This is a genomic window from Ochrobactrum sp. MYb379 (genome assembly GCF_037479515.1).
Lineage (GTDB): Bacteria > Pseudomonadota > Alphaproteobacteria > Rhizobiales > Rhizobiaceae > Brucella.
The window spans coordinates 124831-150871 of sequence record NZ_JBBGYW010000001.1 but is presented as its reverse complement, the minus strand read 5'-3'; the positions used below and the strand labels follow the sequence as shown (position 1 = coordinate 150871).

Here is a 26041-nt window from a genome sequence, read left to right as displayed (position 1 = left end):
TTATCCCGTATCAGCTGATCAGGCCAATTTCGCGCATTTTAGAAATCAACGCAGCATCAACTTCGCCAGTCACAGGCAGTTTAAACAGTTTCTGAAACTCGCGAATGGCATCCTGTGTCGATTTGCCGGGAACACCGTCAACGCTGACCATTTCATTACCAAACGCCTTCAGGCCAGCCTGAACGCGGACGATATCCTGCGACGAAATCTTCGCCTGCGATTGGAATGCGGCCAGTTCGACTGGCTGCTTCTTAGGCTGCGCGGGTTTGCTTTCCAGAGATGCCAGATCAGGCGCACGCTTTGCAGGTGTTTCGACCTTTAGAACTGCAGGCTGAGGTCGTGGTGTCGGCACTGCAGTATCTATAAGCTTCGCGACATCATCTTCTTTCGGCGCCGCAACTGCACCGTTCTGCGCAGGCGCTCCCACCTTTTTCTGCAATGCCTGCCAGCGTTCAATGGCTTCACGTGTCTGTGGGCCTGTAAAGCCGTCAACTGCACCTTGATAGATACCAAGCGTCAGCAATCGTTGTTGTAGACGAGCAATTTCAACATCAGCATTAGGTGCCAATGCTGGCAGCATTTCATCGACGGAACCAGTCAGCTGCAAACGATCCGGCGAAAGCTCGGCTGATTCTGTCTGAGTTTGTGCTGACGCTGCAGCGGGTTGAACGTTTGCTGTTACTTCCTGCTTATGTTCTGGAGCGGTTCCGGGCAGATAGGCGCGCGGCGTCGCTTTAAAGACAAAATCGGTACGAGTTTTGAAGAAGACAGCATTATGCGCTTCAGGCTGATACCAGAGTGCATTGGCCGAAACAAAGCCCATTACGACTGCGAAGGCCGTCGCGCCGCCGGTAAGCACAGGATTGCGCACGATAAAGTTGCCAGCGAAAATCGCCAGCGACGAAGCCGAACTGAAAAAGACCTGAAGCAGACGACGTCCGAGACTAGGCCGTTTTGCGGGCTTGCGCGTCGATCCGCTCTTGGCTCTGTTCACGGTTTTCGTCTTTGTTCCACTCATTGTTCCGTTCTCCCTGGTGACGGTGCATGTCAATGACCGTGCCAAGTTGCTGTTCGTCTTCTTCTCCCAAAGAATCCTGATCAAATAGTTTCTGCGGGCCTGCCACCGGCAGATGAACAGTCACAACCGTTCCTTCGCCCACACAGCTTTTAATATTCATCGAGCCCTGGTGCAGCTCTACCAATCCCCGGACCACTGAGAGCCCAAGGCCAGTTCCCTCTTGCGCGCGCGTGTATTGATTATCGGCCCGCACGAACGGCGATCCGATGCGCTGCATATCTTCCGGCTCAATACCAATTCCTGTATCTGCAACAATGATTTCGAGCTGCGGCCTACCGTCAATCACAACACGCGATGCATCAATGGTGACGCAACCACCCGACTGGGTGAACTTCACAGCATTGGCTGTCAAATTGAGCAAAATCTGCTGAACTGCACGACGATCAGCGACCACATCGCCGGTCATCGCATTCACACGATGACAAAAAGCGAGGCCTTTCTTTTCGGCCTGTGGCAGCATAACAGACGCGCACAAATCAGCAGCTTCACGGAAAGCGAAGCTCTGTGGCTCAATGCGATAGGTGCCAGTTTCGAGCTTGGAGTTATCGAGTACCGAGTTGACCAGTTCGAGCAGATAATGGCCAGACTTATGAATAAGTCCCGCATATTCGCGCTGCTTTTCATCCTGCAACTGGCAGCCCATTTCGTGCGTGAGCATATCCGAGAAACCGATGATCGAATTGAGCGGCGTACGCAGCTCATGGCTGACGGTTGCCAGAAGACGCCCCTTGCCAATGCGTTCTGCTTCAAGCTCAGCTTTCAAAGCATTGATTTCTTCAAGCAGTCGGTGCTCACCTTCCAGCGAACGTCCAGTGAGCGTCATCACGCCGTTCGCTGCAACACCTTCCATGCGGAATGACAGGAACACGGTATTGCCATCTTCGATTGTGCGAAGGCGCACATCGGCAGGACGCGCGTTACGACCAGAGCGCAGATCAGCAAGCAAAGAAACATATTGGACGCGATCAGCGACGTGAACGCGATCAAGCAGTGCGACGCCTTCCAGCGTTGTCGACTGAACACCAAGAGTTGCTGCAGACGCCATTCCGATTTCTGAAACAACGCCGTCAGCATCGAGCGTCATGAGAATATCACCAGCTGCAATAACCGGCTTTTGTGCAGCCTGCGGAGCCGAAACCACCACTGTTTGGACCGTCGAACTACGAGCGATAAGGCTTGTTATATATAAGAGAGAGATGATCAGTGCAGCGGCCGACACGCTTGCAACAGTAAGACCACCGGCAGCTAGAATAAGAGCTGCCGCACCAACAGCTGCGAGCGCTGCAAGCGGTTTACCGCTCACCAACCATGCTTCTAATGGAAAGGCTGCCGCCATCACCCAAAGCACGATGCTGCTGCCATTGGTAAGTGCCGCGATTGTGGCAAGACCAGCGCCATACACGGCAAAATTCAGCGTTCCGAGAACTGCAGCATTCACGCCCATCAGGCTCAAAGCGCACAATATCATCGCAACGCCTGCGAAACTTGCTGCAAGCACAGCGTATGTCGCAAAATCATTCGCAATACCCGATGCAAAGACCGATACAAACAGCAGCACCGGCAAAAGCATGAACGAACCAACGATGCGAATCGCTGACGCATCTGAACGATCAGTCCAGCGCTGGCAAAAACGTTCATAAAAACGCGCAAGCGCCAGCACATTCGTGCCTGCTCTCTCCGCTGCGTTCAAAAGAATGGCGCTCAACTTGCCTTACTCACTCAATACTCATTCGGCACATCCATCAGGGATTAGCCTGTTGATGGCAGAATGCAGCCGAGGCTTTAAAGAAACGATAAAACAAACCGGCGATGGGCGAATTGATGTAAAATCTCACAGTCTGGAGCCCTAGTTTTCCAGCTATGGTAAACAGAAGGTGGATAAAGGTTAGGCGCTGCTTGGCAATTAACCAATCCAACATTTTTGAGACCAGCGATTCTTACGGTTACGGAATCTTTTTAATTTTAGTGAAGAATGTTTTTGCCAATCCCGGCCAACACATTCGAGAGCAATGATCCGTTTTCTCATCAAATCTGCAATCTGGCTGTCGTTGGCATTTATGATAATGCCGCACTTTTTTCCTGCGGATGAAGAAAGCACACCGGCTCAGAAGCAAATCGACGCTGCATCAAACACCAAACCGGACCAGATTGAACAGTTACTTTCCAATGGCAAAACTGCGCTGGAACTCAGCAAGATCTGCGTAAACAATCCCTCATTGTGTGAACACGGCGTGTCTTTTTTATCCAGCGCTGCAAGCGGCGCAATGGAGCGCACTGGCGGTGTACTTGAATATCTGAGTGACCGCTTTGGCACGAAGCCCCCAACCGCAACACTGGCCTCACCCGAACCTACAATCCCACAGCAGGTTTCCATTCAACAAAATCAGACAGCGATTTCGAAAATCCCGATCCCTACCCCGCGCGCTGAAGGGCTTCGCGCACTTGATCGTTCGACAACCGGCGCAATTCCCTCTCGCAATTGATGGTTTAGGGTGACGTTCGCACGCTTTGTCCTTATATAGACAAGCGAACAGTGACCCAATTTGAGCAGATATCATGACCACGACAATAGATAACATCATTTCCGACTTCGAATTTCTCGACGATTGGGAAGATCGCTATCGTTATGTGATTGATCTGGGAAAAGAGCTGCCCGCATACCCAGATGATGCGCGCGATGCTGCGCACAAGGTGCAGGGCTGCGTCAGTCAGGTATGGCTCAAAACCGTTCCGCATGAAGGTTCTGACCCGGTTATCGATTTTCTGGGCGATTCAGATGCGCATATCGTGCGCGGTCTTGTTGCAATCGTGCTCGCCTTTTATTCAGGGCGCAAAGCTTCCGAAATCGTGGCATCCGACCCGGAAGAGGTTCTCAAAAAACTCGGGCTGGATGAACATCTGACGCCGCAGCGTTCCAATGGACTGCGGTCAATGGTGGCGCGTATCCGCCGCGATGCGGAAGCGCTTAAAGCATCAGCTTAATAGCTTTTCAACAGCAAGTGCGGCGGCGAGCAATTCCTTATCCGCGCCGTTGCGCGCCGTTAGCATAAGACCCACTGGCATTCCAGTTACGGGCATCGGCAGCGTAATGCTGCAAAGATCGAACTGATTGGCGATCTGCGTATTGCGCAAAAGCAGCCCTTCAACGCGGTCATATTCGACGGGATCGTCAATCACCGACGCAATCGTCGGCGCTACGATTGGCGTGGTGGGCGTCACTAGGAAATCTATGTCTGCAAGCCTCCGATCCATTTCGGTCATGAGGCTTTGCCGTATCTGCATAAGGCCATGATAGTCCTCTTCAGACACTTTTAGACGTTTTGCGAGCGTGTGTTTTACACGTTCATCGACATTCGCGTCAGGATCTTTCAACCACGTATCGGCATGGATATGGCTCGCTTCAATGCCCGCAATCGACCCAATCGAAGCCGCCTTGCGCAACTCAAGAATGAGGTCATTCAGCTCGAATGAAACGACCCGCGCACCTGCATCCTGAAGCAACTTAAGGCTGTGTTTGAAAGCATCGCAAACGTCAGGTTCCATATCGGCCAGCATCGTGCCTTCCGGCAAACCGACCGTTAAACTGTCCAAAGCCCTTGGCGCTGGCAACACAGGAGCCTCTCCCGCCATTACAGCATCCGCAAGAATACAATCCGCGACCGTTCTAGCGATTGGGCCAATCGAATCAAGCGATGGTGCCAATGGAAAAGCGCCATCAAGGGGAATGCACTTTGCCGTCGGTTTAAAGCCAACAAGTCCATTGAGCGCTGCTGGAATACGCACTGAACCGCCCGTGTCAGAGCCGATTGCTATTTCACTTGTACCTTCAGCAACCGAGACCGCGGCCCCCGAGGATGAACCACCCGGTACGCGCTGTGGATCAATTGCATTGGCTAGCACGCCATAATGCGGGTTTAAGCCGACAGCTGTAAACGCAAACTCAGTCATGTGCGTCTTGCCGATAATGACTGCACCCGCAGCCCTTAAACGCTCGACAACTACGGCGTTTTCACTCGCGACCGCAGCAGTTCTGCGTATAACAGAGCCAGCGAGCGTCGGTTCGTCTTTAATATCGAACAAGTCTTTGATCGATATGATCCGACCATCCAGCGGACCAATCACCCGCCCCGCCATAAAACGTTCATCAGACTCGCTGGCTTCTGCTGTGGCTCTGCCTGCATAAATAGTACTGAAAACACGCTCGCTGCCGACACGTGTTCTCAGTTTTGACAAAATATTTTCAAGCTTATTGCTAATACTAAGCATATTTCCCCCGTCAGAATGACTTTGTTATTCAAACTGTTGACGGGGTCAATGTGGTGAAAAAGCATCACAGCAACTAATCTTACCGTGGACGTGCTGCCGGGCGATAATCCTCTGCACCCCAGTGAACAATACCGGTCGAGCGAGGTTCCCTGCCTGAATGCGGATTATAATGCCGGTGCAGCATCGAAAGCCCCATTTTGAGCAACATTTTGCCGGAACGAACTGGCCATTGGCGCTCGCGTTCCACGAGTTCCAGCCCCTTTAAGAAGCAACAAACATCTATAAGCACGCCGCTTAGTTCAGGTCCAACGGCATCCAAAGCGCGCTCAACACGCATCCGGCTTGCAAGCGCAATATCTGTAAATTCAGCCATACCTCCCGGCCCCGAACGCGTGGAATTACCAACACCCATATCCCACCGCGCTGAAATCGAAGGCATCATCGCCCCCCGGGTAAAATCTGAACGCAACCGTTCTCCGGCCCGAAACTCATCTTCTGAAATGAAACTCACACCTTTACTATTGCGAAGCCTAAAGAGTTTGGTCAGTGGCGATTCAGAAGGGTTAATTTCAACGTTCTCACCATATTCGAGCTCTATGGTTTCAGTCTTTCGAGCGGTAGCTGGCTTTTTCTCAGAGCTCTTTCGTGCTTGAGACGCAAGTACAAGCCGACCGTCGTTATACAGCAAAACGCCACGTTTTCGCATCGCATCAAGTTCATTACGCGTTGTTGCAATTGTACCGTGGTCAGCCACAAGCAAAACATGGGTGTCACGTACAGAATCCTGGACTTCGCATCCACCCTGTTTCAAAAAACGAATGATTCTTGCTTCGGACGTCGAATACATTTCACTCAAGCTGCTATCCTCCAATCCGAGAATCCAACGTTAACGAGTTTTTCAAGCGCGGAAACGACCGCATCATAATCCCGGTCCTCTCGGCGATCTTCAACAAGATGGCACGCATACATGACTGTCGTGCGTTCACGAGAAAATCCAATTGCGACCTGGCCCATAACCATGCCGAAAGAGGTATGCGCGATATACATGCCCAACTGTCGTACCTGTGCAACGTCCCGTCTGCATCGCATAGGCGAACGCAACTCAGTACCACTAACGCCGAAATAGGCAGACAACATGTCTATCAACGCTTCGCAGATCTCAATATTCTTTTCCTGGCACCTGCGCCCCAGATCCGGACCAGAATTATCCAGTTTCAGTGTTCGTCCGTGTCGCGCGGCAATGACCTTTAAAGCCTCAACAGCTTCTGCGCGGGTATGGATGATATCCGGAGTTTTCAGAGACATTCATCTTTCCTCACCGTTATAGGAATATGTTCTTATAGCGAGGAATTTGCAAGCGGGGATAAGTTTATTTATAGCATATTTTCATCCATCATCAGGCCATTACGAAATTATAGGAATTTTATCCACACCTCAGAAGCGTCTGCCATTCTGTCGCCAGAAAGAGCGCAACAAGTGGAACATAGATAATGGAACTCACGCTTCGTAATTCCTGCAAAGATTTTATTACAAAACGTAATGAAGACCGGATGGGAGCGATGCAGCGCGTTGCGCTGCAGATCATAGCGGGTATCGATATGGATACGCTGCTAAACGCTTCAAAAGACGAAAAAAATCGAGCAGAAAATAGACTTACCCGGCTTATAGAACGCGAGCGGCTGAAAGGTGTCAGCGGTCATTGGAGCTATGATCTTAATAGGCATATCGCCTTAAAGCAGGCTCTCGACAGGTTACTGGGCAGAACAGTTGTTATGAGATCAAACAGCCAATTAAGACATGTTGCTCATTTTTGATGATTCCAAAAAAAATAGCTAAGTTCAAATAAAATAGCCCGACACAAGAGCGCCGGGCTATAATCAACTTGTCTTCATAGCAAAACAAGTGTCCGATCTAACGTATCGGTAAATTATGCGTCCTTAGGCTTACGGCCCAGACCCATCTTCTTAGCAAGACGCGAACGTGCAGCAGCGTAGTTCGGAGCAACCATTGGATAGTTAGGATCAAGATCCCACTTTTCACGGTACTGTTCAGGAGACATGCTATAGTGGGTCATCAGGTGACGCTTGAGCGACTTGAACTTCTTACCGTCTTCAAGGCAGATGATGTAATCGTCATGAACCGACTTCTTCGGGTTCACAGCCGGCTTTGGCTTTTCAACGACAACAGGCGCTTCTTCACGAACAACATTGCTCTTGAAAGCAGAATGTACTTCTGAAATCAGGAGAGGCAGTTCACTTGCGCGAATAGAATTATTTCCAACATAAGCGGCAACAACTTCAGCAGTCAGGCTGAGCAGCAATTCTGCGCTCTCGTCGTAGATTTCAGGGTTTTCCATTTTTTTTCCTTTATAGTCGCTCTTTATATCAGGCAAACTACAGCACCCAAAAATCTGGGGCTGGCTTGCTCGAATTCTTTTCCCTGCCCAACATTAGCCCGTGTCGCAAATAACAATGAATAGTGTCATTTGCAATAGAATTGTCAAACCACTTTACATTAAAAGAACGAAATTCTTCTTAAGCAAGCAAATAAAATTCCGATTTATGCGCAATTGAATTTCCAAAAAGACTGTCATCAATAGATGGCGCCCTAATTGGCTCGATGCTGTATTCGTAAAGTTGAGGGAAAGGTGATAGATTGTCTGTAGCGCTTCCTTAGTTTACAAGACAAACATAATCAATCTTTTTTTTCGATAAGCTTTTTAACACTAGCTAAAACAACCATATTTATTGGGGAAAATCATGATCAATGACTAAGGCAACAAAAAGGCTAAATCAGAATATATTCATATCAATAAACTCAATTTCAGTAGCTACATCAAATATATATACAAGTTACCTTTAAAGGCCATCGATCTACACGAAAGTTTTACCTGTACATTGAGTGACGTACATCAAATCAGCAATATATCCATTTTGGAAAAGGTGTTGCTACAGTTTGATCAAACAATTCGCTTGTAGTTTTGTGTGATATGAAGGTGCGGCCCCCCTTGTTCCGCCTCATTCAAATGATCATGTAATCATCAAAACTGCTAGGCTCCACTCACAGGAGAAACAAATGTCTAATTCCACTGATCAGACCCGCCACCTGAAAGTCATTAAAACCGATGCAGAATGGCGTGAACAACTCACGCCCATTCAGTATCAGATCACCCGCCAGCACGGGACTGAACGCGCCTTCTCCAGCCCGAATTTTGATAGTTCACTCCATGGAATTTATCGCTGCGTGTGCTGCGATAAGCCGCTTTATAAGTCGGAAACGAAGTACGAGTCTGGAACAGGTTGGCCTAGCTTTTACCAACCAATTGAGCCAGATGCAGTTTTCGCAGTTGAAGATCATTCCTATGGCATGAACCGTACGGAAATCCGCTGTTCGGATTGCGATGCACATCTGGGGCACGTTTTTCCTGATGGTCCGCCGCCAACAGGTCTGCGTTACTGCATGAATGGTAACGCATTGATCTTCGATCAGGATTAATTGTTGTTTTTGACGGTCCGGACCGGCACAACGGTTCGGACTGATTTCTTTTGCTTTTTACCGGATAATACATGCCCCACGATCAGAATTTCCCCACTGCTCCCAAAGCACCTAAACATCCTGCAAGTGATACACGGCACGGCATCACCCGTACCGATGACTATGCATGGTTGCGCGCTGATAACTGGCAGGAAGTCTTCAAAGATCCTTCTGTTCTGGCAACTGAAATTCGCGAGCATCTGGACGCAGAAAACGCCTATCAAACAGCCTTGATGCAGGACACGGACGCGCTTCAGAAACAGCTTTTTGCCGAGATGCGTGGACGCATCAAGGAAGATGATTCATCAATTCCATCGAAGGATGGCCCCTACGCTTACGGCGTATCCTACCGGACCGGTGGCGAGCAGCCATATTTCATCCGTACGCCGCGCGATGGTGGTGCGGAAACAATCCTTCTCGACGGCGACAAAGAGGCTGAAGATAAAGCCTATTTCCGTCTAGCATCCGCTGATCATTCACCCGATCACAATCGTTTGATCTGGGGCTATGACGATAAGGGATCTGAATTTTACAAACTCAGAGTTCGCGATCTCGAAAAAATGTCGGATCTCGAAGACGTACTTACCGATACCAATGGCGGCGGCAGCTGGGATGCTGACAGCAAGGGCTTTTTCTATACTTTGCTTGATGAAAACCATCGCCCGTCCAAAGTCTTCTATCATCTGATCGGCACCGAACAGACGCAGGACAAACTGATCTTTGAAGAAAAAGACCCTGGGTTCTTCTTAGGTGTTGGGGGTTCGCCACTCGATGATTTCATCTTCATCGACATTCATGATCATGAAACGTCTGAATCCTGGTTGCTGCCCGCAAATGATCCTGCGGCAAAGCCGCAGCTCGTCATGGCCCGCAAAACAGGTGTCGAATATGATATTGCGCCCGGCGGCGATGAATTCTTCATTCTGACCAATATTGACGGCGCGAAAGATTTCAAGATCATGCGCGCACCTGCATCCGCACCGCAGCAGGAAAACTGGGAAGAACTGGTCGCGCACGTTCCGGGACGCCTGATCCTCTCACACGGCGCGTATAAGAACCATCTCGTCTGGATGGAGCGCGATAACGGCCTGCCGCGCATCGTCATCCGCGACCGCAAGACCGGCGAACAACATGCCATTGCGTTTGATGAAGAAGCCTACTCGCTCGGACTTCAGGGCAGCGCGGAATATGACACGGATGTAATCCGCTTCTCTTATTCTTCGATGACCACGCCTGAGCAGCTTTTCGATTACAATATGAACACGCGCGAACGCACTTTACTCAAAACACAGGAAGTTCCTTCCGGTCATAACATTGAGGATTATGTGACGCGGCGTGTTCTTGCACCTGCTAGCGATGGTGAACTGGTGCCGGTATCGCTGATCTATCACAAGGATACAAAGCTCGATGGCTCTGCGCCATGCCTGCTCTATGGCTACGGCTCATATGGCATGAGCATGCCTGCAAGCTTCAGTACCTCACGACTATCTCTGGTTGATCGAGGCTTTGTGTACGCCATCGCACATATTCGCGGCGGCAAGGAAAAAGGCTTTGCGTGGTATGAAAACGGCAAGCGTGAAAAGAAGACCAACACGTTTACGGATTTCATCGCGGCTGCAAAGCATCTCGTTGGCGAAGGCTTCACCAGCCACGACCGGATTGTTGCACATGGCGGCTCGGCAGGCGGCATGCTGATGGGCGCTATTGCCAATCTCGCACCGGAAGCTTTCGGCGGCATCATTGCAGAAGTACCGTTTGTTGATGTGCTCAATACGATGCTGGATGACACCCTCCCTCTCACGCCACCTGAATGGCCGGAATGGGGAAATCCAATTACGTCAGAAGCTGATTATCGCACCATCGCGGCGTACTCGCCTTACGACAATGTAACGGCTCAAGCCTATCCGCGCATTCTCGCGGTCGCTGGTCTGACAGATCCTCGCGTGACCTATTGGGAGCCTGCCAAATGGGTCGCCAAGTTGCGTGAACTAAAAACCGATGATCATCCGGTGCTTTTCCGCATCAATATGGATGCTGGACATGCCGGTGCATCGGGTAGATTTTCCAGGCTAGAAGAAGTGGCCTACACCTATGCTTTCGCCCTAAAAGCAGTCGGGAAAGTATAGGAAAGCCACATGAGTACCGCTCCCGGCAGTTTATTTGCCGGGAGTTTTTATTGGGCTTATATTATTTAAATGAACAGACGCGGAGATCAGATCATGCATCGTGCACTTTTAACCGCTCTTATTGCTTTTCCTTTGTTGGCGCCCGCAACGCTTGCGCAGGCACAGGTTCGCAAAGATGTCAGCGAATATGCCGGGCAACGCTGCAACACGCCACCACGCGGCAGTGGCGTTATTGTTGGCCAATTCAGCGGCGTAGAAGATTCCCCGTTCGTCAGCAGTGATGGATTGGTGCCTGTTGATCGCTTCCGCTGTTTTCAGACAATGTCTGAATGCAAAGGCTGGCTCTATACAATGCAAAGCAAATACACCAATGCCGGATTGCCGACTGTCGTTCGCTGCACCAAACGCTAATCAGCGATTGGACGGATAGCCGTTCTTATGCGCCGGGATCGCCTTAAGATAGGCTGCAATCGCTTCTCGATCTGCATCGCTTATCTGCGCCATGTTGGCCACAACATCGGTCATAGAACCGCCGAGTGAGTCAAAATCTGGCGTAAAGCCGCTTTGCAACGCATAGGCGATATCGTTCGCGCTCCAGTCACCAATGCCACCCTCGCCTGAGGTGATATTAGGCACGATGCCTTTGCGACCATCGCTGCCGGTTTCAGGTGAAAGCGCCCCTGCCATCCATTGCTTTGTGTCCAACCCACCAATGACATTGCGTGGTGTGTGGCACTCTGCGCAATGGCCCAGCGCTTCGGTGAGATATTGACCGCGCTTGACCTGATCCGATGCATTGGTCAGTTCGACAACCGGCTTATCTGAAAGATAAAGCTGTTTCCAAAGCCCGAGACCACGGCGAATATTGAATGGAAAACCAAGCTTATGCGCCGCCGCTACATTGTCCGATTCTGGCAGCGTTTTCATGTAGACGAACAAATCGGCCACGTCCTGCGGCTTCATCTTAGCGTAAGATGTATATGGAAAAGACGGATAGAGATGCTCCCCTGCCCGCCCTGTCCCTTCTAGCATCGCATTGGCAAAGTCGTGTAATGTCCAGTTACCAATGCCTTGTTCTGATGGCGAGATATTAGGCGCAATGAATGTGCCAAAATCCGAAGCCAGTTCATGTCCGCCCGCAAGCACCTTGCGCGCATCGCCCGTCGCACCGGGGGCGGCATGGCACGATGCACAGCCACCTGCCCAGAAAATCTGCTCGCCATTCGCTGCATCACCAGGCTGCAAAGATGCAATCACCGACTGATCAACCGTCTGAGGCGTTGTTAGCACCCAGAATGCAGCAGCCCCCAGGATCACCACGACGCCAGCGACATATGCGAGTTTTCGGACCATGACTTTGCTAATCAGTTCTTCTTTTCACGATAGACCTGATGGCACGAGCCGCAATTGGCAGCGACCTGCTGGAAAACCGGCTTCAGCGCATCAAGATCAGCAGGCTTGGCGGCAACGGCTGCGGCAGCATCAGCGCGGAACTTTTCGACGTGTTTGACGAAGTCTTCCTTGTTTGCCCAGATCTTGGCCGACGCTTCCGTATCGCCTTGATCAGAGCCCGCAGGGAACAAAGTGTCGACGTCGAACTTCTTCGCGTCAGCATCAATCTTTTCGAGCGCTGCGAGAGCCGCCGCTGCATCGAAAGGTTTTTCACCCTTTACCATTGGCGCGAGTTGCCCGACTGAACGCCCCATATCCTTCATGATGGCCTGACGATCAGCAATCGCGTCAGCATGCGCCACACCGGCGACCAACAAAGCAACCGAACTCACAGCGAGAAAAAATGAACGCATGTAATCCTCCACATCCAAAATCGAACAACAATCATGTTGGGTAAAATATCCGATACAATGCGTGTGTGCGCAACAGAATCGACAAATAAAACCCGCAGATCAAAAGTAATATGACGAATTTATAGGGAGTATTACAAACATTACACGATATTGTGAAAAACTTGAATTCAATACTATTGTTTAATTATGTCAGAATCACATTCTGGAAATCAAATAATACTTATCTTGATATTTATAGTCATGATTTATTATGGGCTGAACTAAATTCTTGTAATCGGCTCACCTACATAAGCGTGTGGCACATTTCAGAATACGCTCTGGACCAACCGCAAAGAAAAACCCCGCTTTCGCGGGGTTCTTGCAGATCACAATGAAATGGCAATTATGCCTTTTCGTAAAGCTCGAGCACGTAATCCCAGTTCACGAGGCTATCAACGAAAGCTTCGAGGTACTTAGGACGCGCATTGCGGTAATCGATGTAATAGGAGTGTTCCCATACGTCGACGCCGAGGATTGGCGTTGCGCCATGAACAAGCGGGCTTTCGCCGTTTGCAGTCTTCGAGATTTCGAGCTTGCCGTCCTTAACCGACAGCCATGCCCAACCCGAACCGAACTGACCAGCGCCAGCTGCGATGAAGTCTTCACGGAACTTGTCGTAGCCACCGAGATCGGATTCAACGGCCTTTTCAAGCGCGCCTGGAAGCTTCTTGCCGCCGCCGTCTTTCTTCATCCAGTTCCAGAAATGGAGATGGTTGTAGTGCTGACCGGCATTGTTGAAGAGCGCCTGGTTCTTGCCGAAGCTTTCCTTGACGATTTCTTCAAGGCTCTTGCCTTCAAGACCTGAGCCTTCGAGCAGCTTGTTACCATTGGTAACATAAGCCTGATGGTGCTTGTCGTGGTGGAATTCTAGTGTTTCGCGCGACATGAACGGCGAAAGTGCGTCATAATCATACGGAAGGGCGGGCAGTTCAAAGGCCATCGGAACTCTCCTCTTGTGTCTTTCAGCTTACTTTGAGTAGCTGACTATGGGCAGTGCGAACACATGCCCTAAAACTTGCGTGCGCAATCTACATAGGCCGCAACGTCGCATGCGGCAATGGCGCATTTTCTAAATTCACCCACCAAATCAATGAATTTTTATTGAAATTGCATAAGGATAGGGTTCACTTTACTTTTTTTGACATTGATGCACGAACGGAGAAAATCAGTGCCCCATAGTTCTTATGTTTTCGACGCGTATGGCACATTATTTGATGTGCATTCCGCTGTGCGCAGACATGAGGATAAAGCGGGACCGGATGGCGCTGCATTCTCTCTGCTTTGGCGCACAAAACAGCTCGAATATTCATGGACACTCAGTCTGATGGGCGAATATCGCGACTTCTGGAAGCTTACAGAAGACGCGCTGGATTTCGCCTTTGCCCGCTATCCTTCTGTTGATAAAGCACTGCGCGGTGACCTGCTGGAAGCTTACTGGAAGCTCGATTGCTACCCGGAAGTCCCTGCAGCACTGAAGAATTTGAAAAGCCGAGGCGCGCGATTGGCTATTCTCTCCAACGGTTCACCAACGATGCTGGAGGCCGCCGTCAAATCCTCCGCACTGGATGTATTACTTGATGATGTCATCTCTGCTGATAGCGTGAAGCGCTATAAAACATCGCCTTCGGTCTATGAACTAATCACGATGCAGTGGCGGCTTTACCCCTCGGCAATCTCATTCCAGTCGTCCAACCGCTGGGATGTTGCAGGTGCCGCGCGATTCGGGATGCGGGCCGTATGGATCAACCGATCCAATCAACCCGATGAATATAAGCAATATCCTCCCGCACTCATTTTACCGAATCTGGAACTGCTGGATTGAATATCACTAAAACTTGAATATGCGGCGCGGTGAACAACCTTCTGTTGCGGCTAAAATTGTGTCGCAACAGCAACACGAGACCCGTTACGGCGCTTTAGCCATGTTTAGGCCTCATTATAAACGGCGAGAGGCCACATTTATCGGGCGTTTTGCCGGCAACTAAATGCATTCGAACTCGTTATCACCGCGGAATTTGCGACTATTACAACGAATAGTCGCACTTCATTAACCCTAACCGTTGTATCTAACACCCCTCCCGTCACCAATCTGGTTTTCATATGCAAACGACCCTTACCCGCCGTTCCTTTCTTACGGCCATGACAGCAACAGCGGCGGCCGGCCTCGCCGGTTGCGCTCAGTTGGGGCAGAATGTTCCAATCGTAGATGTTGATGCTAATGGCAATCCTATCAACAGGACGCCGCAAGCCAGCGTTGATTCTTCCTATGGAAGCTGGGCATCCATGTATGCGGCTGTTGAAGACAATGGCTATCAGCTCCCTGCCATTCCAATCCAGAAAATGGACAAGCGCTATCTGCGTCAGGTTGTGCAGGATCCGACCGGCGAAATGCCAGGCACCATCGTTGTCGATACGACCAACCGTTTCCTTTATTTGGTACTCGGTAATGGTCAGGCAATGCGTTATGGCGTCGGCATTGGCCGTGATGGCTTTGCATGGTCGGGCCGCGCAGTCATTCAGTACAAGCGCGAATGGCCACGTTGGACGCCACCGGATGAGATGGTTGCCCGTCAGCCAGAACTCGAACCATACAGCTCGCGTAATGGCGGCATGGCCCCTGGCCTCAAAAATCCGCTCGGCGCGCGCGCTCTTTACATCTTCAAAGATGGCAAAGACACGATCTATCGCCTTCACGGAAATCCTGAATGGTGGTCAATCGGCAAGGCCGTTTCTTCGGGCTGCGTTCGCCTGATGAATCAGGACATCATCGATCTCTACAATCGCGTACCAGCGAAATCGCCTATTCTGGTTATGTAATAAGAGATTAGCGATAGTAATTAAAAAAAGCCCCGGAATTCCGGGGCTTTTTCTATTTTATGTAAGCTAGCTATCAGCGCTTGAAACTGCCTAAGATTCCACGCACCAGCGCACGGCCCAATGATGTGCTTACCGAACGCACGACCGACTTCATCGCGGTTTCCGCTACCGTCTGACGACCAGAACGGCGACCCGTTCCGAATGCGGTTCCCATAATCTCACCAAGAAGTCCGCCGCCCTCACTGGGTTCATCCGCTTTTGTTTTTTGCTGTGCGTCGGCTGCAGCTTGCGCCTTTCGAGCCAGCATTTCGAAAGCAGAATCCCGGTCCACCGTCTGATCATACTGCCCGGCAACAGGGCTTGCTGCCATGATTCGCGCACGCGCTTCCGGCGACAGCGGTCCGATCTGCGACGATGGTGGACGGATCAACGTGCGCTGCACCATCGAAGGCACGCCTTTCGCCTGCAAAGTCGAAACCAGCGCCTCGCCTGTCGAGAGATTGGTGATCGCCTCATAGGTTTTGAAATCAGGATTTGGACGGAATGTATCGGCAGCCGTCTTCACGGCATTGGTTTCGCGTGGCGTGTAAGCGCGAAGTGCGTGCTGAACGCGATTTCCAAGCTGTGCCAACACCGATTCCGGCACATCGAGCGGGTTCTGTGTTACGAAATAAACGCCAACACCTTTCGAGCGGATCAGGCGCACGACTTGTTCAACGCGATCGACAAGCGCTTTTGGCGCTTCATCAAATAGCAGATGGGCTTCATCAAAGAAGAAAACCAGACGTGGCTTATCCGGATCGCCCACTTCGGGCAGTTCCTCAAACAGCTCAGACATCAGCCACAAAAGGAATGTCGAATAAAGACGCGGGCTCATCATCAGCTTATCAGCGGCAAGCACGCTAATCACGCCGCGACCGTCAGTCGTCGTCCTCATCAGATCAGCAATGCGGAGTGCTGGCTCACCAAAAAATTTCGTTCCACCTTGCTGATCGAGAACCAGCAACGAGCGCTGAATGGCACCCACTGAAGCCTTGTTGACGTTGCCGTATTTTGCAGAAAGCTCAGCCGAGCGCTCAGCCATTTCTGCAAGAATTGCCTGCAAGTCCTTCAGGTCCAGCAGCAGCAAGCCTTCTTCATCAGCGAGGCGGAATGCAACATTGAGCACACCTTCCTGCGCATCAGTCAGACTCATCAGACGTGAGAGCAGCAGCGGCCCCATTTCGGAAATGGTCGCGCGAACAGGATGTCCCTTTTCGCCGAAAATATCCCAAAAGATAACGGGTGAAGCATGCAGCTCATAAGGATTAAGCTCAACTTCTTCGGCCCGTTTGGTGAGATTTTCATTCGCTACACCGGGAGCAGCAATGCCGGAAAGATCGCTCTTGATGTCAGCACAAAAAACAGGAACGCCAGCCGCAGAAAAGCTCTCGGCCAACACTTGCAAAGTAACTGTCTTACCCGTGCCCGTTGCGCCGGTGACAAGGCCATGCCTGTTGCCATATTTCAGCGCCAGATATTCTGGCTGCTGATAGGAATCATCAGGTTTGCGGCTTGCACCAAGAAAAATTGCATCATCGGCGGTCATCAGGCATGTCGCTCCGTAAAAGGTTTGCTTACAATACGATATACCAGCAGCACCGTCGCGCAACAACGATAACGCGAAATCCGCACCCAAACTTAATTTCCAGCTTTCGTTCATGAAGAATTCAGCAGATTTTAGCTCAGCAATACTTGCAAAGCCTCGGTGACAATGCATATTACGTAAACGTAAGATTTTTCGGGAGAGTTTCATGGAAGAACTGATCGCGCGCATCACCTCCAATGTCGGCATTGATGCAGCAACGGCAGAAAAGGCCGTCGGTATGATTTTGGCGTTTCTGCAAAAAGAAGGCCCAGCCGATAAGGTTCAGCAGCTGCTGGCAGCTTTCCCGGGTGCGGAAGAAGCAATTTCGCAGGTTAAGGGTGGCGGATTTCTGTCCGGTCTGATGGGCGGCGTGATGGGCCTTGGCTCGCAGCTGATGAGCGCAGGTCTCGGCATGGGTGAGATTTCCGGTGTTGCCAAAGAAACCATCCGTTTTGCCAAGGAAAAAGCTGGCGCAGAACCAGTTGATGCCGTTGTGGGATCGATCCCGGGCCTCGGACAGTTCATCTAAATTTTGACGACAAACAATAGCCCCGGACAACCGGGGCTTTTTTATTAACCTTGCACGACTTTTACGCCGACATGTTTTGATCGGCCAGCGCCCCAGCCATTGATGGCAGCGCCTATTCCAAGCACTGCAAAGAAGATGCCGCAGGCTGCAAAACTGCCCGTCGCACTGTGGATCAGGCCAACCACCAGCGGCCCAATCGACGCCAGCGTGTAACCGATGCATTGCGCCATGCCAGACAAATGCGCGGCCGTATGCGAATCGGGCGAACGCAGCACGATGACCATCATCGCAGCAGCGATGAGCCCACCCTGACCAAAGCCCTGAATAATTGCCAGCAGCCAGAAGCTCCATTGCGGCAGATAGAGAAAACCGATCAATGGAAGTGCTGCGCTTAAACAGAGCACAACATTGAGCAGGCTCTGGCTCTTCTGTCGGACTGCAATCGAAGGGATTGCAAGGCAAGTGACGACCTGCACCATGATCGAAAATGAAACCAGTCCGCCTGCCGCCGTTCCGCTCAGCCCCTGCTCACGCAAAATCGGTGCGAGCCAGCCAAAGACAATATAGGCCATGGAGGATTGCAGCCCCATGAAGAACGTCACCTGCCATGCAAGCCTGTCTTTCCATAAGCCTATGACTTTGAAGCCAGAATGGGCAACGTTGTGTTTTGCTCGCATAGCTTGAGGCAACCACAGCGCCAGAACCAGTGCGGCTGGAACGGCCCAGAAAGCCAGCGCCAGATTCCACGAGCCGCCCAGCATATGCTCAATCGGGATTGTAAAACCAGCCGCCGCCGCCGCACCACCGCACAGCGCCATTGTATAAAGCCCGGTCATTATCGCTGCAGTTTTTGGAAAATCGCGTTTGACGACGCCCGGAAGCAGCACATTGCCAGTAGCAATTGCCGCACCAGCAAGTGTGGCGCCAATATAAAGCGATGCTGAATTTCCGATGCCACGGATCGCCGTGCCGATCGTCAAAACGATGAGCACAAACAACAGCACTTTTTCCGCACCAAAACGCTGTGCAAGACGCGGGGCAAAGGGTGCAAAAACGCCAAGGCAAACAACGGGGAGCGTTGTCAGAATGCCAGCGGCAAAACCTGACATCCCCGTCGCTTCCATAATTTCGGGCAAAAGCACCGATACACTGGAAAACACCGGACGCAGATTGGCAGCAATCAGCACGAGGCTCAGACCTAACAACAAGCGCAGCGCTTTGCTTTGTTTCGGCGGCAGAGGTGGCTGCGGCACGCTGTCGATTTCAGCATCGACCAGAGCAGCATCCGCCGGAGGATTTGTGTGGCTCATATCGCCAACACCTTTCATTCAATCACATCACAAACAGCGATGTACTACATCGTACGCATGGAGCAATAGATTAAACATTGTGATAAGTACCGCTATGAAGCCGCTTGCCTCATTCCGTTAACAATTTTAACGCAATGTGGCAGCTGAACTTTCAGACTTCAAAACTGGGTGCCGCATGATCAATCTTTACTGCCTGAATGGAGATCATCTCGAACGTGTCGAGGTTGAACCAGGCACGCCTTTGCCTGAAAATGTTATCTGGATTGACCTGCTTGCACCCGGCGTCAATGAAGATCACATCGTCGAAGCATGGACTGGCATTTCGATCCCGACCCGCGAAGACATGACGGAGATTGAGGAATCCAGCCGTTTTTATATGGAAAACGGCGCGCAATATCTGACCGTGCCAATTCTTCATGCCGTTGATCTCGATCATCGGGAATTGGCCCCTGTGACCTTTATCATCCACGGCCAGCGTCTCGTAACCGTCCGTTATGCCAATCCGAAATCGGTCAGCATTTATATTACCCGCGCAACGAAGCCCGGCAATGGACTGATCCCCGCCAAATGCTCCGGCCTGTCAATCATGCTCGGCATCACCGAAGCCACCACCAACCGTCTCGCCGATATTCTTGAAGGTGTGGCTGGTAAGATCGACGCAGCATCGCATTCTATCTATCGCCGCCAGCCAAAAGCACGGCCCATGACGACGGAAGATTTCCGGCACATCCTCACGCAGATCGGTGGCCAAGGTACGTTTCTATCGCGCATGCGGGAAAGTCTTGCCGGTGTCAGTCGAATGCTTGTGTATCTTTCTGCAATCAACAGCCCTGTAGCGACCAAAAAAGACACGCGCTCATGGATCAAATCACTGGAGCGCGATGCGCAGTCACTCGTCGCCTATGTGGATTTTCTCTCCAACAAGGTCACATTCCTACTTGATACGATTGTTGGTCTGATTTCCGTCGAGCAAAACGCTATTATCAAGATCTTTTCAGTCGCAGCAGTGGGCTTCATGCCACCAACACTCGTCGCATCAATCTATGGCATGAACTTCTCATTCATGCCGGAACTCAATTCGCCATGGGGCTACCCAATGGCGCTTGGCCTGATGGTTGCCTCGGCCCTGTTGCCGCTGTTCTATTTCCGCCGAAAAGGGTGGTTATAGGTCACACCGATAGCGAGACAATCTCCCAGTCTTTGCCATTGATTTTAAGAATATCACCGGCGGGTTTGCCAAAAAGCATGATGGCGACCGGCGCCATATGGGAGATTTTTCCCTCCGATGGATTGGCTTCATCCTCGCCGACGATAGTCCAGGTGCGGGTATCGCCTTCATCGAGGTTTTCAAGTTCGACCGTCATGCCAAACCGCACTACGTCGCTGTCCGGTTCAGGCACGGATAATTCCGCGGTTTCACGACGCGACGTCCAATAGCGCAGATCACGTGAGAGACGCGCGATAGCTGAACGTTCGCCCGCGACATTGGCCTCAGCCAGTTCGCGTTGCAGACGGGCAAGTTCGTCTTCGATCATCTTCAAACCATCGGATGTGACGAGATTGCGATGCGGACTAACCGGACGCTCACCGAGGTCGGCTGGCGCATCGTCCTGTTCTTTTGTGAAAGCTCTGCTCATGCTCTGAATGTATGCAGAGCAGCCATTTCCCGCAAGCCCACAAGTTTGAAGTCGCTCCACGACAGCCTCAATCCGTATTTCAAATGCTGTCAGATTTTTTATTGATTGATCAGTCAATCAAAGATAAAATTGAAGTCAATAAACCTCAACGCGGATAATGATTATGCCCAAAATCGGGATGGAGCCTCAACGGCGGCGCGAGCTTATCGATGCGACGATCAGAACAATCGGCCAGCGCGGTTCGCTTGATGTCACAGTTGCGCAGATTGCTCATGAAGCAGGCGTTTCGCCTGCGCTCGCGCATCATTATTTTGGCGGCAAGGACAAGCTGATCCTCGCCACCATGCGCCACTTGCTGCGTGAGCTGGGTCACGATCTGCACGAAGCAATCAAGCGCACCGAAACGCCACGCGAGCGGATTGCTGCGATTATTGCAGTGAACTTTTCTGCCTCTCAGTTTGCTCAAGAAACCATTGCCGCCTGGCTGACCTTCTATGTTCATGCGCAGCAGTCAGAAGATACGCGTCGGCTTTTGCGGGTCTATGCGCGCCGCCTACATTCCAATTTGGTTTTCGCACTTGATCAACTCACCAGCCGCGAGCGTGCAAACCGTATTGCGGAGGGTGCTGGCGCAATGATCGACGGACTTTATATCCGTCACGCCCTTGGTGCCGATGCTCCCAACGCAGCGTCAGCAATTGCGCTTGTTGAAGATTATATCGCAGTTCAGCTTTCGGTGGAGCCATGAGCATGGAAGCAGATTTCGTTATCATCGGCTCCGGCTCCGCCGGTTCTGCCATGGCTTATCGTCTGTCAGAAGATGGCAGACATTCGGTGATTGTCATCGAATATGGTGGCCCGGACATCGGCCCGCTCATCCAGATGCCTGCCGCCCTCTCCTTCCCCATGAATATGGAAACCTATGACTGGGGTTTTTCGACAGAACCTGAGCCACACATCGACGGGCGTAGTCTGGTCACACCGCGCGGCAAGGTTGTGGGTGGTTCATCTTCCATCAACGGCATGGTCTATGTGCGCGGGCATGCACGCGATTACGACCATTGGTCGGAGAGTGGTGCGCGCGGCTGGTCTTATGCCGATGTATTGCCCTACTTCAAGCGGATGGAAAATGCGCACGGCGGACAGGAAGGCTGGCGCGGCACCAATGGGCCGCTGCATGTTCAGCGCGGTCGTCGCGACAATCCGCTATTCAAGGCCTTTGTCGATGCCGGGCATCAGGCAGGTTTTGAAGTCACTGACGATTATAATGGTGAGAAACAGGAAGGCTTTGGCCCAATGGAGCAGACGATCCATAATGGACGTCGCTGGTCTGCCGCCAATGCCTATCTGAAACCAGCCCTCAAGCGCCCCAATGTAAAGCTCGTCAAAGGCTTAGCGCGCAAGATCGTTATGGAAGGCAAGCGCGCGGTCGGCGTTGAAATCGAAGCCGGTCGCACTTTCTCGACCATCCGCGCGCGTCGAGAAGTTATTATCGCTGCATCCTCCATCAATTCACCAAAGCTGCTGATGCTTTCAGGCATTGGCCCGGCCGCACAGCTTAAAGAACAAGGCATTGAGGTCGTGGCCGACCGACCGGGCGTGGGCCAAAACCTGCAAGATCATCTGGAAGTCTATATCCAGCAGGAATGCACGCAGCCGATTACGCTCTATTCCAAGCTGAACCTGTTCTCGAAAGCGAGAATTGGCGCGGAATGGCTGTTCTTTAAAACCGGCGATGGCGCGACGAACCATTTTGAATCGGCAGCTTTTGTACGTTCAAAAGCAGGTGTGGAATATCCCGATATTCAATATCACTTCCTGCCAGTTGCCATTCGCTATGATGGCAAAGCGGCAGCGCAATCGCATGGCTTTCAGGCGCATGTCGGACCGATGCGTTCGAAGTCCCGCGGCAGTGTTACTCTTCGCTCGGCCAATCCTCGCGAAAAGCCTGTCATAAAGTTCAACTATATGTCGCATGAGGATGACTGGGCCGATTTCCGTCATTGCGTGCGATTGACACGCGAAATCTTCGGACAAGATGCATTCGCCGCCTATCGTGGTGCCGAAATTCAACCTGGTGCAAAAGTGCAGTCGGATGACGAGATCGACAACTTCCTCCGGGAGCATGTGGAAAGCGCGTTTCACCCTTGCGGAACCTGTAAAATGGGTTCAGTTGACGACCCAATGGCGGTTGTTGACCCGGAATGCCGTGTTATTGGCGTGGAGGGATTGCGTGTCGCGGACTCGTCAATCTTCCCGCGTATAACCAATGGCAACCTAAATGGCCCATCGATCATGACAGGCGAAAAGGCTTCAGATCATATTCTGGGTCGCACGCCGCTGGCGCGATCCAATCAGGAACCATGGATCAATCCGCGCTGGGAAATATCCGACCGCTAATAAATTTCGAGGAAAATAAAATGAAAGTACAACCAAAAGCCTCGCACTTCATCGGCGGCGCATTCGTGGAAGACAAGGCTGGCAAGCCGCTTCCCGTTATCTATCCAGCAACGGGCGAAGAAATTGCGAAGCTATATTCTGCAACGCCTGACGTGATTGAAGCAGCCTATGCGGCAGCACTTAAAGCGCAAGGCGAATGGGCAGCCCTCAAGCCAGTTGAACGCGGTCGCATCCTGCGCCGTACCGCCGAAATTCTGCGCGAGAGGAACAAGAAACTTTCCAAGCTCGAAACGCTCGATACAGGCAAGGCGCTACAGGAAACGCTGGTCGCGGATGCTGCATCCGCAGCCGATGCGCTTGAGTTCTTCGGCGGCGTCATCTCCGGTTTCAATGGTGAATTCGTAGAGCTTGGCGGTTCGTTTGCCTATACGCGCCGGGAAGCGCTCGGCATTTGCGTTGGTATCGGCGCATGGAACTATCCGATTCAGATCGCGGCATGGAAGTCTGCTCCAGCACTCGCAATGGGCAATGCGTTCATCTTCAAGCCGTCCGAAAATACGCCGCTTTCAGCATTAGCACTCGCTGAAGCCTATAAGGAGGCCGGACTTCCCGATGGGCTATTCAACGTCGTTCAGGGTTTTGGCGATGTGGGTGCAGCGCTTGTTAATCACCGCCTAACCGCAAAAGTATCGCTCACAGGTTCCGTGCCGACAGGCAAGCGGATCATGTCGCAAGCAGGTGAACACCTCAAGCATGTCACGATGGAACTGGGCGGCAAGTCGCCAATCATCGTCTTTGACGACGCTGATCTCGACAGCGCCATTGGCGGCGCAATGCTTGGCAATTTCTATTCGACCGGACAGGTCTGCTCAAACGGTACGCGTGTGTTCGTTCATAAGAATGTGCGCGAGACATTTGTTGAACGTCTGGTTAAGCGCACCCGTAAAATCCGCATTGGCGATCCGCTGGATGAAGCCACGCAGATGGGACCGCTCATTAATGCTGCACAACGCGACAAGGTTCTATCTTATATCGAAAAAGGCAAAGCAGAGGGCGCAACCCTTGCTTGTGGTGGTGGCATTCCGAAGCTTCAGGGCTTTGATAAGGGTTGCTTTATCGAGCCGACAGTCTTCACTGATGTTACCGACACGATGACAATTGCCCGCGAAGAAATCTTCGGTCCGGTGATGAGCATTCTCGAATTCTCAGACGAGGACGAAGTGATTGCGCGCGCCAACGACACCGAGTTCGGCTTGGCGGCGGGTGTATTCACCGCCGACATCGCGCGCGGCCATCGTGTCATCAACCAGATCAAGGCCGGCACCTGCTGGATCAATGCCTATAATCTGACGCCCGTTGAGGTGCCATTTGGTGGCTACAAGCAGTCTGGTATTGGCCGTGAGAACGGCATTGCCGCCCTCACTCACTATAGCCAGATCAAGACCGTCTATGTCGAAATGGGTAAAGTCGACAGCCCATATTAATCTGACAAATGGTACAGATAAGCCCGAAGATGCAAACTCTTCGGGCTTATACATTTCATTTTAAAATATTTATATTAATTCACTAAAGCGCGCCGAAAACCTCACCAAGCCATTCCTGAATGCAACTCAAATAATATTGCCCCCCGTTCGAAAACTACGCCAGGCAATACCATCTGAGTAAGCCATTTGCGCTCCACTACTCGCGTTACTGACAAAGATTATACTGCCCGCACCAATCTGCGCAGCCGATGGCAATGCCAGAACCGGGTAGGCCGCGAGCCGTATTGGACCTTCAACGTGAAGCTTCGTGGTTGGTGAAAGTGTTCCAACAGCAAGGTTACCCGTTGCTCGATCAACCCTCATTGCTACACGCCAATTGCCAGTATCGTCGCCGACCTTGATGCTGAAATTATCGTCTCCGTTAAGCCCCATCTCGGCGCGCCCCGTCCAGCCAGACTGAAACAATAAGCTTGCCGTATCCGTCGATGCGTTCTTATTAACTTTTACCTGATGACCGGCACCGGCATTGTTAAAAAGACTAGCTTGCGAAGAGACTGAAAAACGGTTGATGGCATCAGCCGTTGCCTGAATGCCAAGCATAGACACAGACAAGTTTTCAGGCAGTGCACCAGCGGTACTTTCCCAGCTTGTGCCATTAAATACGAACAAGCTGCTTTCATCTTCAATATAAGCGAGCCAGCCTTTTGCAACTGCGATAAAAGACCAGCCTCCATCAACAAAAAAGGCGACCATTCCTGCCTTGTTAGCCCAAGTCCCTGTAGCAGGGGCAGCAACAATATAGCGGTCGCCCGATGCAGGTGTGACAGGCGCAGTAGTCTGCGATTGAGACCGCACACTTAGATGCACAATTGCATCAAGAAGACGTATCGCCTCGTTGTGCGTGACATGTTTTTGTGCCTGACTTGGCATTATATAGGGAAGTTTGAGATTGGGTGTCTGATCCATAAATAGCTCCTCGCAGTGATAATACGGGGAGCTTAAGAGGGTTTATGCAGACGGGGATAAGTTAACTACCGCGATACGTCGAATATGACCACGGGCTAACCAGCAGCGGCACATGATAATTGCTGTCTTCATTCGCAATGGAAAAACGAATCGGGATCAGGTCAAGGAATGGTGGATGGGCCACTTCTGCACCGTTCGCCTCGAAATACTCAGCTACATGGAAGTGCAGCTCATAAGTCCCTTCCTGCATTTCACCTCCGCTCAACAAAAGCTCATCGGTGCGGCCATCAAGATTGGTCACGGTGCGCTTTATCAACTCCGTCTTTCCCAAAGCACCCAGCCGATAAAGTTCAAGCCGCATCGCAGCCGCAGGCTTGCCATGTGCCGTATCGAGAACATGTGTGGATAACTTGCCCATAATGA

At 51.4% G+C, this 26041-nt stretch carries 27 protein-coding genes; 13 read left to right on the top strand and 14 right to left on the bottom strand.

The genetic code is table 11. The features are described 5' to 3' along the window. Nucleotides 1-10: 10 nt before the first annotated feature. Both WH356_RS00775 and WH356_RS00770 read right to left on the bottom strand, forming a co-directional pair. Nucleotides 11-1018: a peptidoglycan-binding domain-containing protein gene (locus WH356_RS00775; RefSeq protein WP_339508117.1), complete on the bottom strand. Its 1008-nt coding sequence runs from the start codon at nucleotides 1016-1018 to the stop codon at nucleotides 11-13. Then, entirely contained in the window at nucleotides 945-2783 is a 1839-nt protein-coding gene (locus WH356_RS00770; RefSeq protein ID WP_339508116.1) for a sensor histidine kinase, read from the bottom strand. Before WH356_RS00770 ends, WH356_RS00775 begins: the two co-directional genes overlap by 74 nt. Nucleotides 2784-3087: 304 nt before the next feature. Between WH356_RS00770 and WH356_RS00765 the strand changes: the two genes are divergently transcribed. Together WH356_RS00765 and WH356_RS00760 are read left to right on the top strand one after the other, a co-directional pair. Further along, the gene (locus WH356_RS00765) at nucleotides 3088-3561 is read left to right on the top strand and encodes a hypothetical protein (protein WP_339508115.1); all 474 of its coding nucleotides are present in this window, start codon (nucleotides 3088-3090) and stop codon (nucleotides 3559-3561) included. Between the two features lie 73 nt (nucleotides 3562-3634). Then, a complete protein-coding gene (locus WH356_RS00760; RefSeq protein WP_339508113.1) occupies nucleotides 3635-4060 on the top strand; it encodes a SufE family protein in 426 nt (141 codons plus the stop codon). Here WH356_RS00760 and WH356_RS00755 read toward each other — a convergent pair. From WH356_RS00755 to WH356_RS00745, 3 genes are all read right to left on the bottom strand, one after another. Next, complete coding sequence (locus WH356_RS00755) at nucleotides 4052-5344, bottom strand: amidase (protein WP_339508112.1); 1293 nt, start codon at nucleotides 5342-5344, stop codon at nucleotides 4052-4054. The two genes, WH356_RS00760 and WH356_RS00755, sit on opposite strands and share 9 nt — an antisense overlap. A 79-nt stretch (nucleotides 5345-5423) precedes the next feature. Further along, a complete protein-coding gene (locus tag WH356_RS00750) occupies nucleotides 5424-6200 on the bottom strand; it encodes a DUF6456 domain-containing protein (RefSeq protein WP_339508111.1) in 777 nt (258 codons plus the stop codon). Beyond that, a complete protein-coding gene (locus tag WH356_RS00745; protein WP_445253606.1) occupies nucleotides 6197-6649 on the bottom strand; it encodes a helix-turn-helix domain-containing protein in 453 nt (150 codons plus the stop codon). The genes WH356_RS00750 and WH356_RS00745 overlap by 4 nt, the downstream gene beginning before the upstream one ends. 182 nt (nucleotides 6650-6831) lie before the next feature. On the opposite strand from WH356_RS00745, the gene WH356_RS00740 reads away from it, so the two are divergent. Then, the gene (locus WH356_RS00740) at nucleotides 6832-7158 is read left to right on the top strand and encodes a cytoplasmic protein (protein ID WP_339508899.1); all 327 of its coding nucleotides are present in this window, start codon (nucleotides 6832-6834) and stop codon (nucleotides 7156-7158) included. Nucleotides 7159-7271: 113 nt separating this feature from the next. On the opposite strand, the gene WH356_RS00735 is transcribed toward WH356_RS00740, so the two are convergent. After that, nucleotides 7272-7700 carry a MucR family transcriptional regulator gene (locus tag WH356_RS00735; RefSeq protein WP_310010701.1) on the bottom strand — a complete coding sequence of 143 codons (429 nt, stop codon included), beginning with the start codon at nucleotides 7698-7700 and terminating at the stop codon, nucleotides 7272-7274. A 719-nt stretch (nucleotides 7701-8419) separates the two neighbouring features. Between WH356_RS00735 and msrB the strand changes: the two genes are divergently transcribed. The 3 genes from msrB to WH356_RS00720 all read left to right on the top strand — a co-directional run bounded on the left by msrB (nucleotide 8420) and on the right by WH356_RS00720 (nucleotide 11415). After that, nucleotides 8420-8839 carry a peptide-methionine (R)-S-oxide reductase MsrB gene (msrB, locus tag WH356_RS00730; RefSeq protein WP_310010702.1) on the top strand — a complete coding sequence of 140 codons (420 nt, stop codon included), beginning with the start codon at nucleotides 8420-8422 and terminating at the stop codon, nucleotides 8837-8839. Nucleotides 8840-8910: 71 nt separating this feature from the next. Further along, a complete protein-coding gene (locus WH356_RS00725; protein WP_339508110.1) occupies nucleotides 8911-11004 on the top strand; it encodes a S9 family peptidase in 2094 nt (697 codons plus the stop codon). Between the two features lie 93 nt (nucleotides 11005-11097). Further along, a complete protein-coding gene (locus WH356_RS00720) occupies nucleotides 11098-11415 on the top strand; it encodes a hypothetical protein (RefSeq protein ID WP_339508108.1) in 318 nt (105 codons plus the stop codon). On the opposite strand, the gene WH356_RS00715 is transcribed toward WH356_RS00720, so the two are convergent. The 3 genes from WH356_RS00715 to WH356_RS00705 all read right to left on the bottom strand — a co-directional run bounded on the left by WH356_RS00715 (nucleotide 11416) and on the right by WH356_RS00705 (nucleotide 13788). Continuing rightward, nucleotides 11416-12357 carry a cytochrome c gene (locus WH356_RS00715; protein WP_339508107.1) on the bottom strand — a complete coding sequence of 314 codons (942 nt, stop codon included), beginning with the start codon at nucleotides 12355-12357 and terminating at the stop codon, nucleotides 11416-11418. 11 nt (nucleotides 12358-12368) lie between these two features. After that, the gene (locus WH356_RS00710; protein ID WP_339508105.1) at nucleotides 12369-12809 is read right to left on the bottom strand and encodes a c-type cytochrome; all 441 of its coding nucleotides are present in this window, start codon (nucleotides 12807-12809) and stop codon (nucleotides 12369-12371) included. Between the two features lie 382 nt (nucleotides 12810-13191). Then, nucleotides 13192-13788: a superoxide dismutase gene (locus tag WH356_RS00705; RefSeq protein ID WP_339508104.1), complete on the bottom strand. Its 597-nt coding sequence runs from the start codon at nucleotides 13786-13788 to the stop codon at nucleotides 13192-13194. Nucleotides 13789-14016: 228 nt separating this feature from the next. On the opposite strand from WH356_RS00705, the gene WH356_RS00700 reads away from it, so the two are divergent. Further along, nucleotides 14017-14670 carry a haloacid dehalogenase type II gene (locus WH356_RS00700; protein ID WP_339508102.1) on the top strand — a complete coding sequence of 218 codons (654 nt, stop codon included), beginning with the start codon at nucleotides 14017-14019 and terminating at the stop codon, nucleotides 14668-14670. Nucleotides 14671-14948: 278 nt separating this feature from the next. Then, entirely contained in the window at nucleotides 14949-15665 is a 717-nt protein-coding gene (locus WH356_RS00695; RefSeq protein ID WP_339508100.1) for a L,D-transpeptidase, read from the top strand. Nucleotides 15666-15738: 73 nt separating this feature from the next. On the opposite strand, the gene WH356_RS00690 is transcribed toward WH356_RS00695, so the two are convergent. Further along, a complete protein-coding gene (locus WH356_RS00690) occupies nucleotides 15739-17253 on the bottom strand; it encodes a helicase HerA-like C-terminal domain-containing protein (RefSeq protein WP_339508098.1) in 1515 nt (504 codons plus the stop codon). Between the two features lie 205 nt (nucleotides 17254-17458). Between WH356_RS00690 and WH356_RS00685 the strand changes: the two genes are divergently transcribed. After that, the gene (locus WH356_RS00685) at nucleotides 17459-17821 is read left to right on the top strand and encodes a DUF2267 domain-containing protein (RefSeq protein WP_310010712.1); all 363 of its coding nucleotides are present in this window, start codon (nucleotides 17459-17461) and stop codon (nucleotides 17819-17821) included. Nucleotides 17822-17865: 44 nt separating this feature from the next. Here the strand turns inward: WH356_RS00685 and WH356_RS00680 are convergent, their stop codons facing one another. Further along, on the bottom strand, nucleotides 17866-19131 hold the full coding sequence (locus WH356_RS00680) for a CynX/NimT family MFS transporter (protein ID WP_339508096.1): 1266 nt from the start codon (nucleotides 19129-19131) through the stop codon (nucleotides 17866-17868). Nucleotides 19132-19306: 175 nt separating this feature from the next. Between WH356_RS00680 and WH356_RS00675 the strand changes: the two genes are divergently transcribed. Further along, a complete protein-coding gene (locus tag WH356_RS00675; RefSeq protein ID WP_250042758.1) occupies nucleotides 19307-20299 on the top strand; it encodes a magnesium transporter CorA family protein in 993 nt (330 codons plus the stop codon). Between the two features lies 1 nt (nucleotide 20300). Here the strand turns inward: WH356_RS00675 and WH356_RS00670 are convergent, their stop codons facing one another. After that, nucleotides 20301-20768 (bottom strand): GreA/GreB family elongation factor, encoded by a 468-nt coding sequence (locus WH356_RS00670; protein WP_339508092.1) that lies wholly within the window; start codon nucleotides 20766-20768, stop codon nucleotides 20301-20303. 163 nt (nucleotides 20769-20931) lie between these two features. On the opposite strand from WH356_RS00670, the gene betI reads away from it, so the two are divergent. Genes betI through betB form a run of 3 tightly spaced genes read left to right on the top strand, consistent with a single transcriptional unit; the run spans nucleotide 20932 to nucleotide 24652 of the window. Continuing rightward, nucleotides 20932-21516 carry a transcriptional regulator BetI gene (betI, locus tag WH356_RS00665; protein ID WP_339508091.1) on the top strand — a complete coding sequence of 195 codons (585 nt, stop codon included), beginning with the start codon at nucleotides 20932-20934 and terminating at the stop codon, nucleotides 21514-21516. 2 nt (nucleotides 21517-21518) lie between these two features. Next, complete coding sequence (gene betA, locus WH356_RS00660; RefSeq protein ID WP_339508090.1) at nucleotides 21519-23168, top strand: choline dehydrogenase; 1650 nt, start codon at nucleotides 21519-21521, stop codon at nucleotides 23166-23168. 20 nt (nucleotides 23169-23188) lie between these two features. Beyond that, nucleotides 23189-24652, top strand: a complete 1464-nt coding sequence (gene betB, locus WH356_RS00655; RefSeq protein ID WP_339508089.1) for a betaine-aldehyde dehydrogenase — start codon at nucleotides 23189-23191, stop codon at nucleotides 24650-24652. Nucleotides 24653-24778: 126 nt separating this feature from the next. Here the strand turns inward: betB and WH356_RS00650 are convergent, their stop codons facing one another. Beyond that, a complete protein-coding gene (locus tag WH356_RS00650; RefSeq protein WP_339508087.1) occupies nucleotides 24779-25618 on the bottom strand; it encodes a DUF2793 domain-containing protein in 840 nt (279 codons plus the stop codon). Between the two features lie 61 nt (nucleotides 25619-25679). Beyond that, nucleotides 25680-26036, bottom strand: a complete 357-nt coding sequence (gene uraH / locus WH356_RS00645) for a hydroxyisourate hydrolase (RefSeq protein ID WP_339508086.1) — start codon at nucleotides 26034-26036, stop codon at nucleotides 25680-25682. Between the last annotated feature and the right edge of the window lie 5 nt (nucleotides 26037-26041).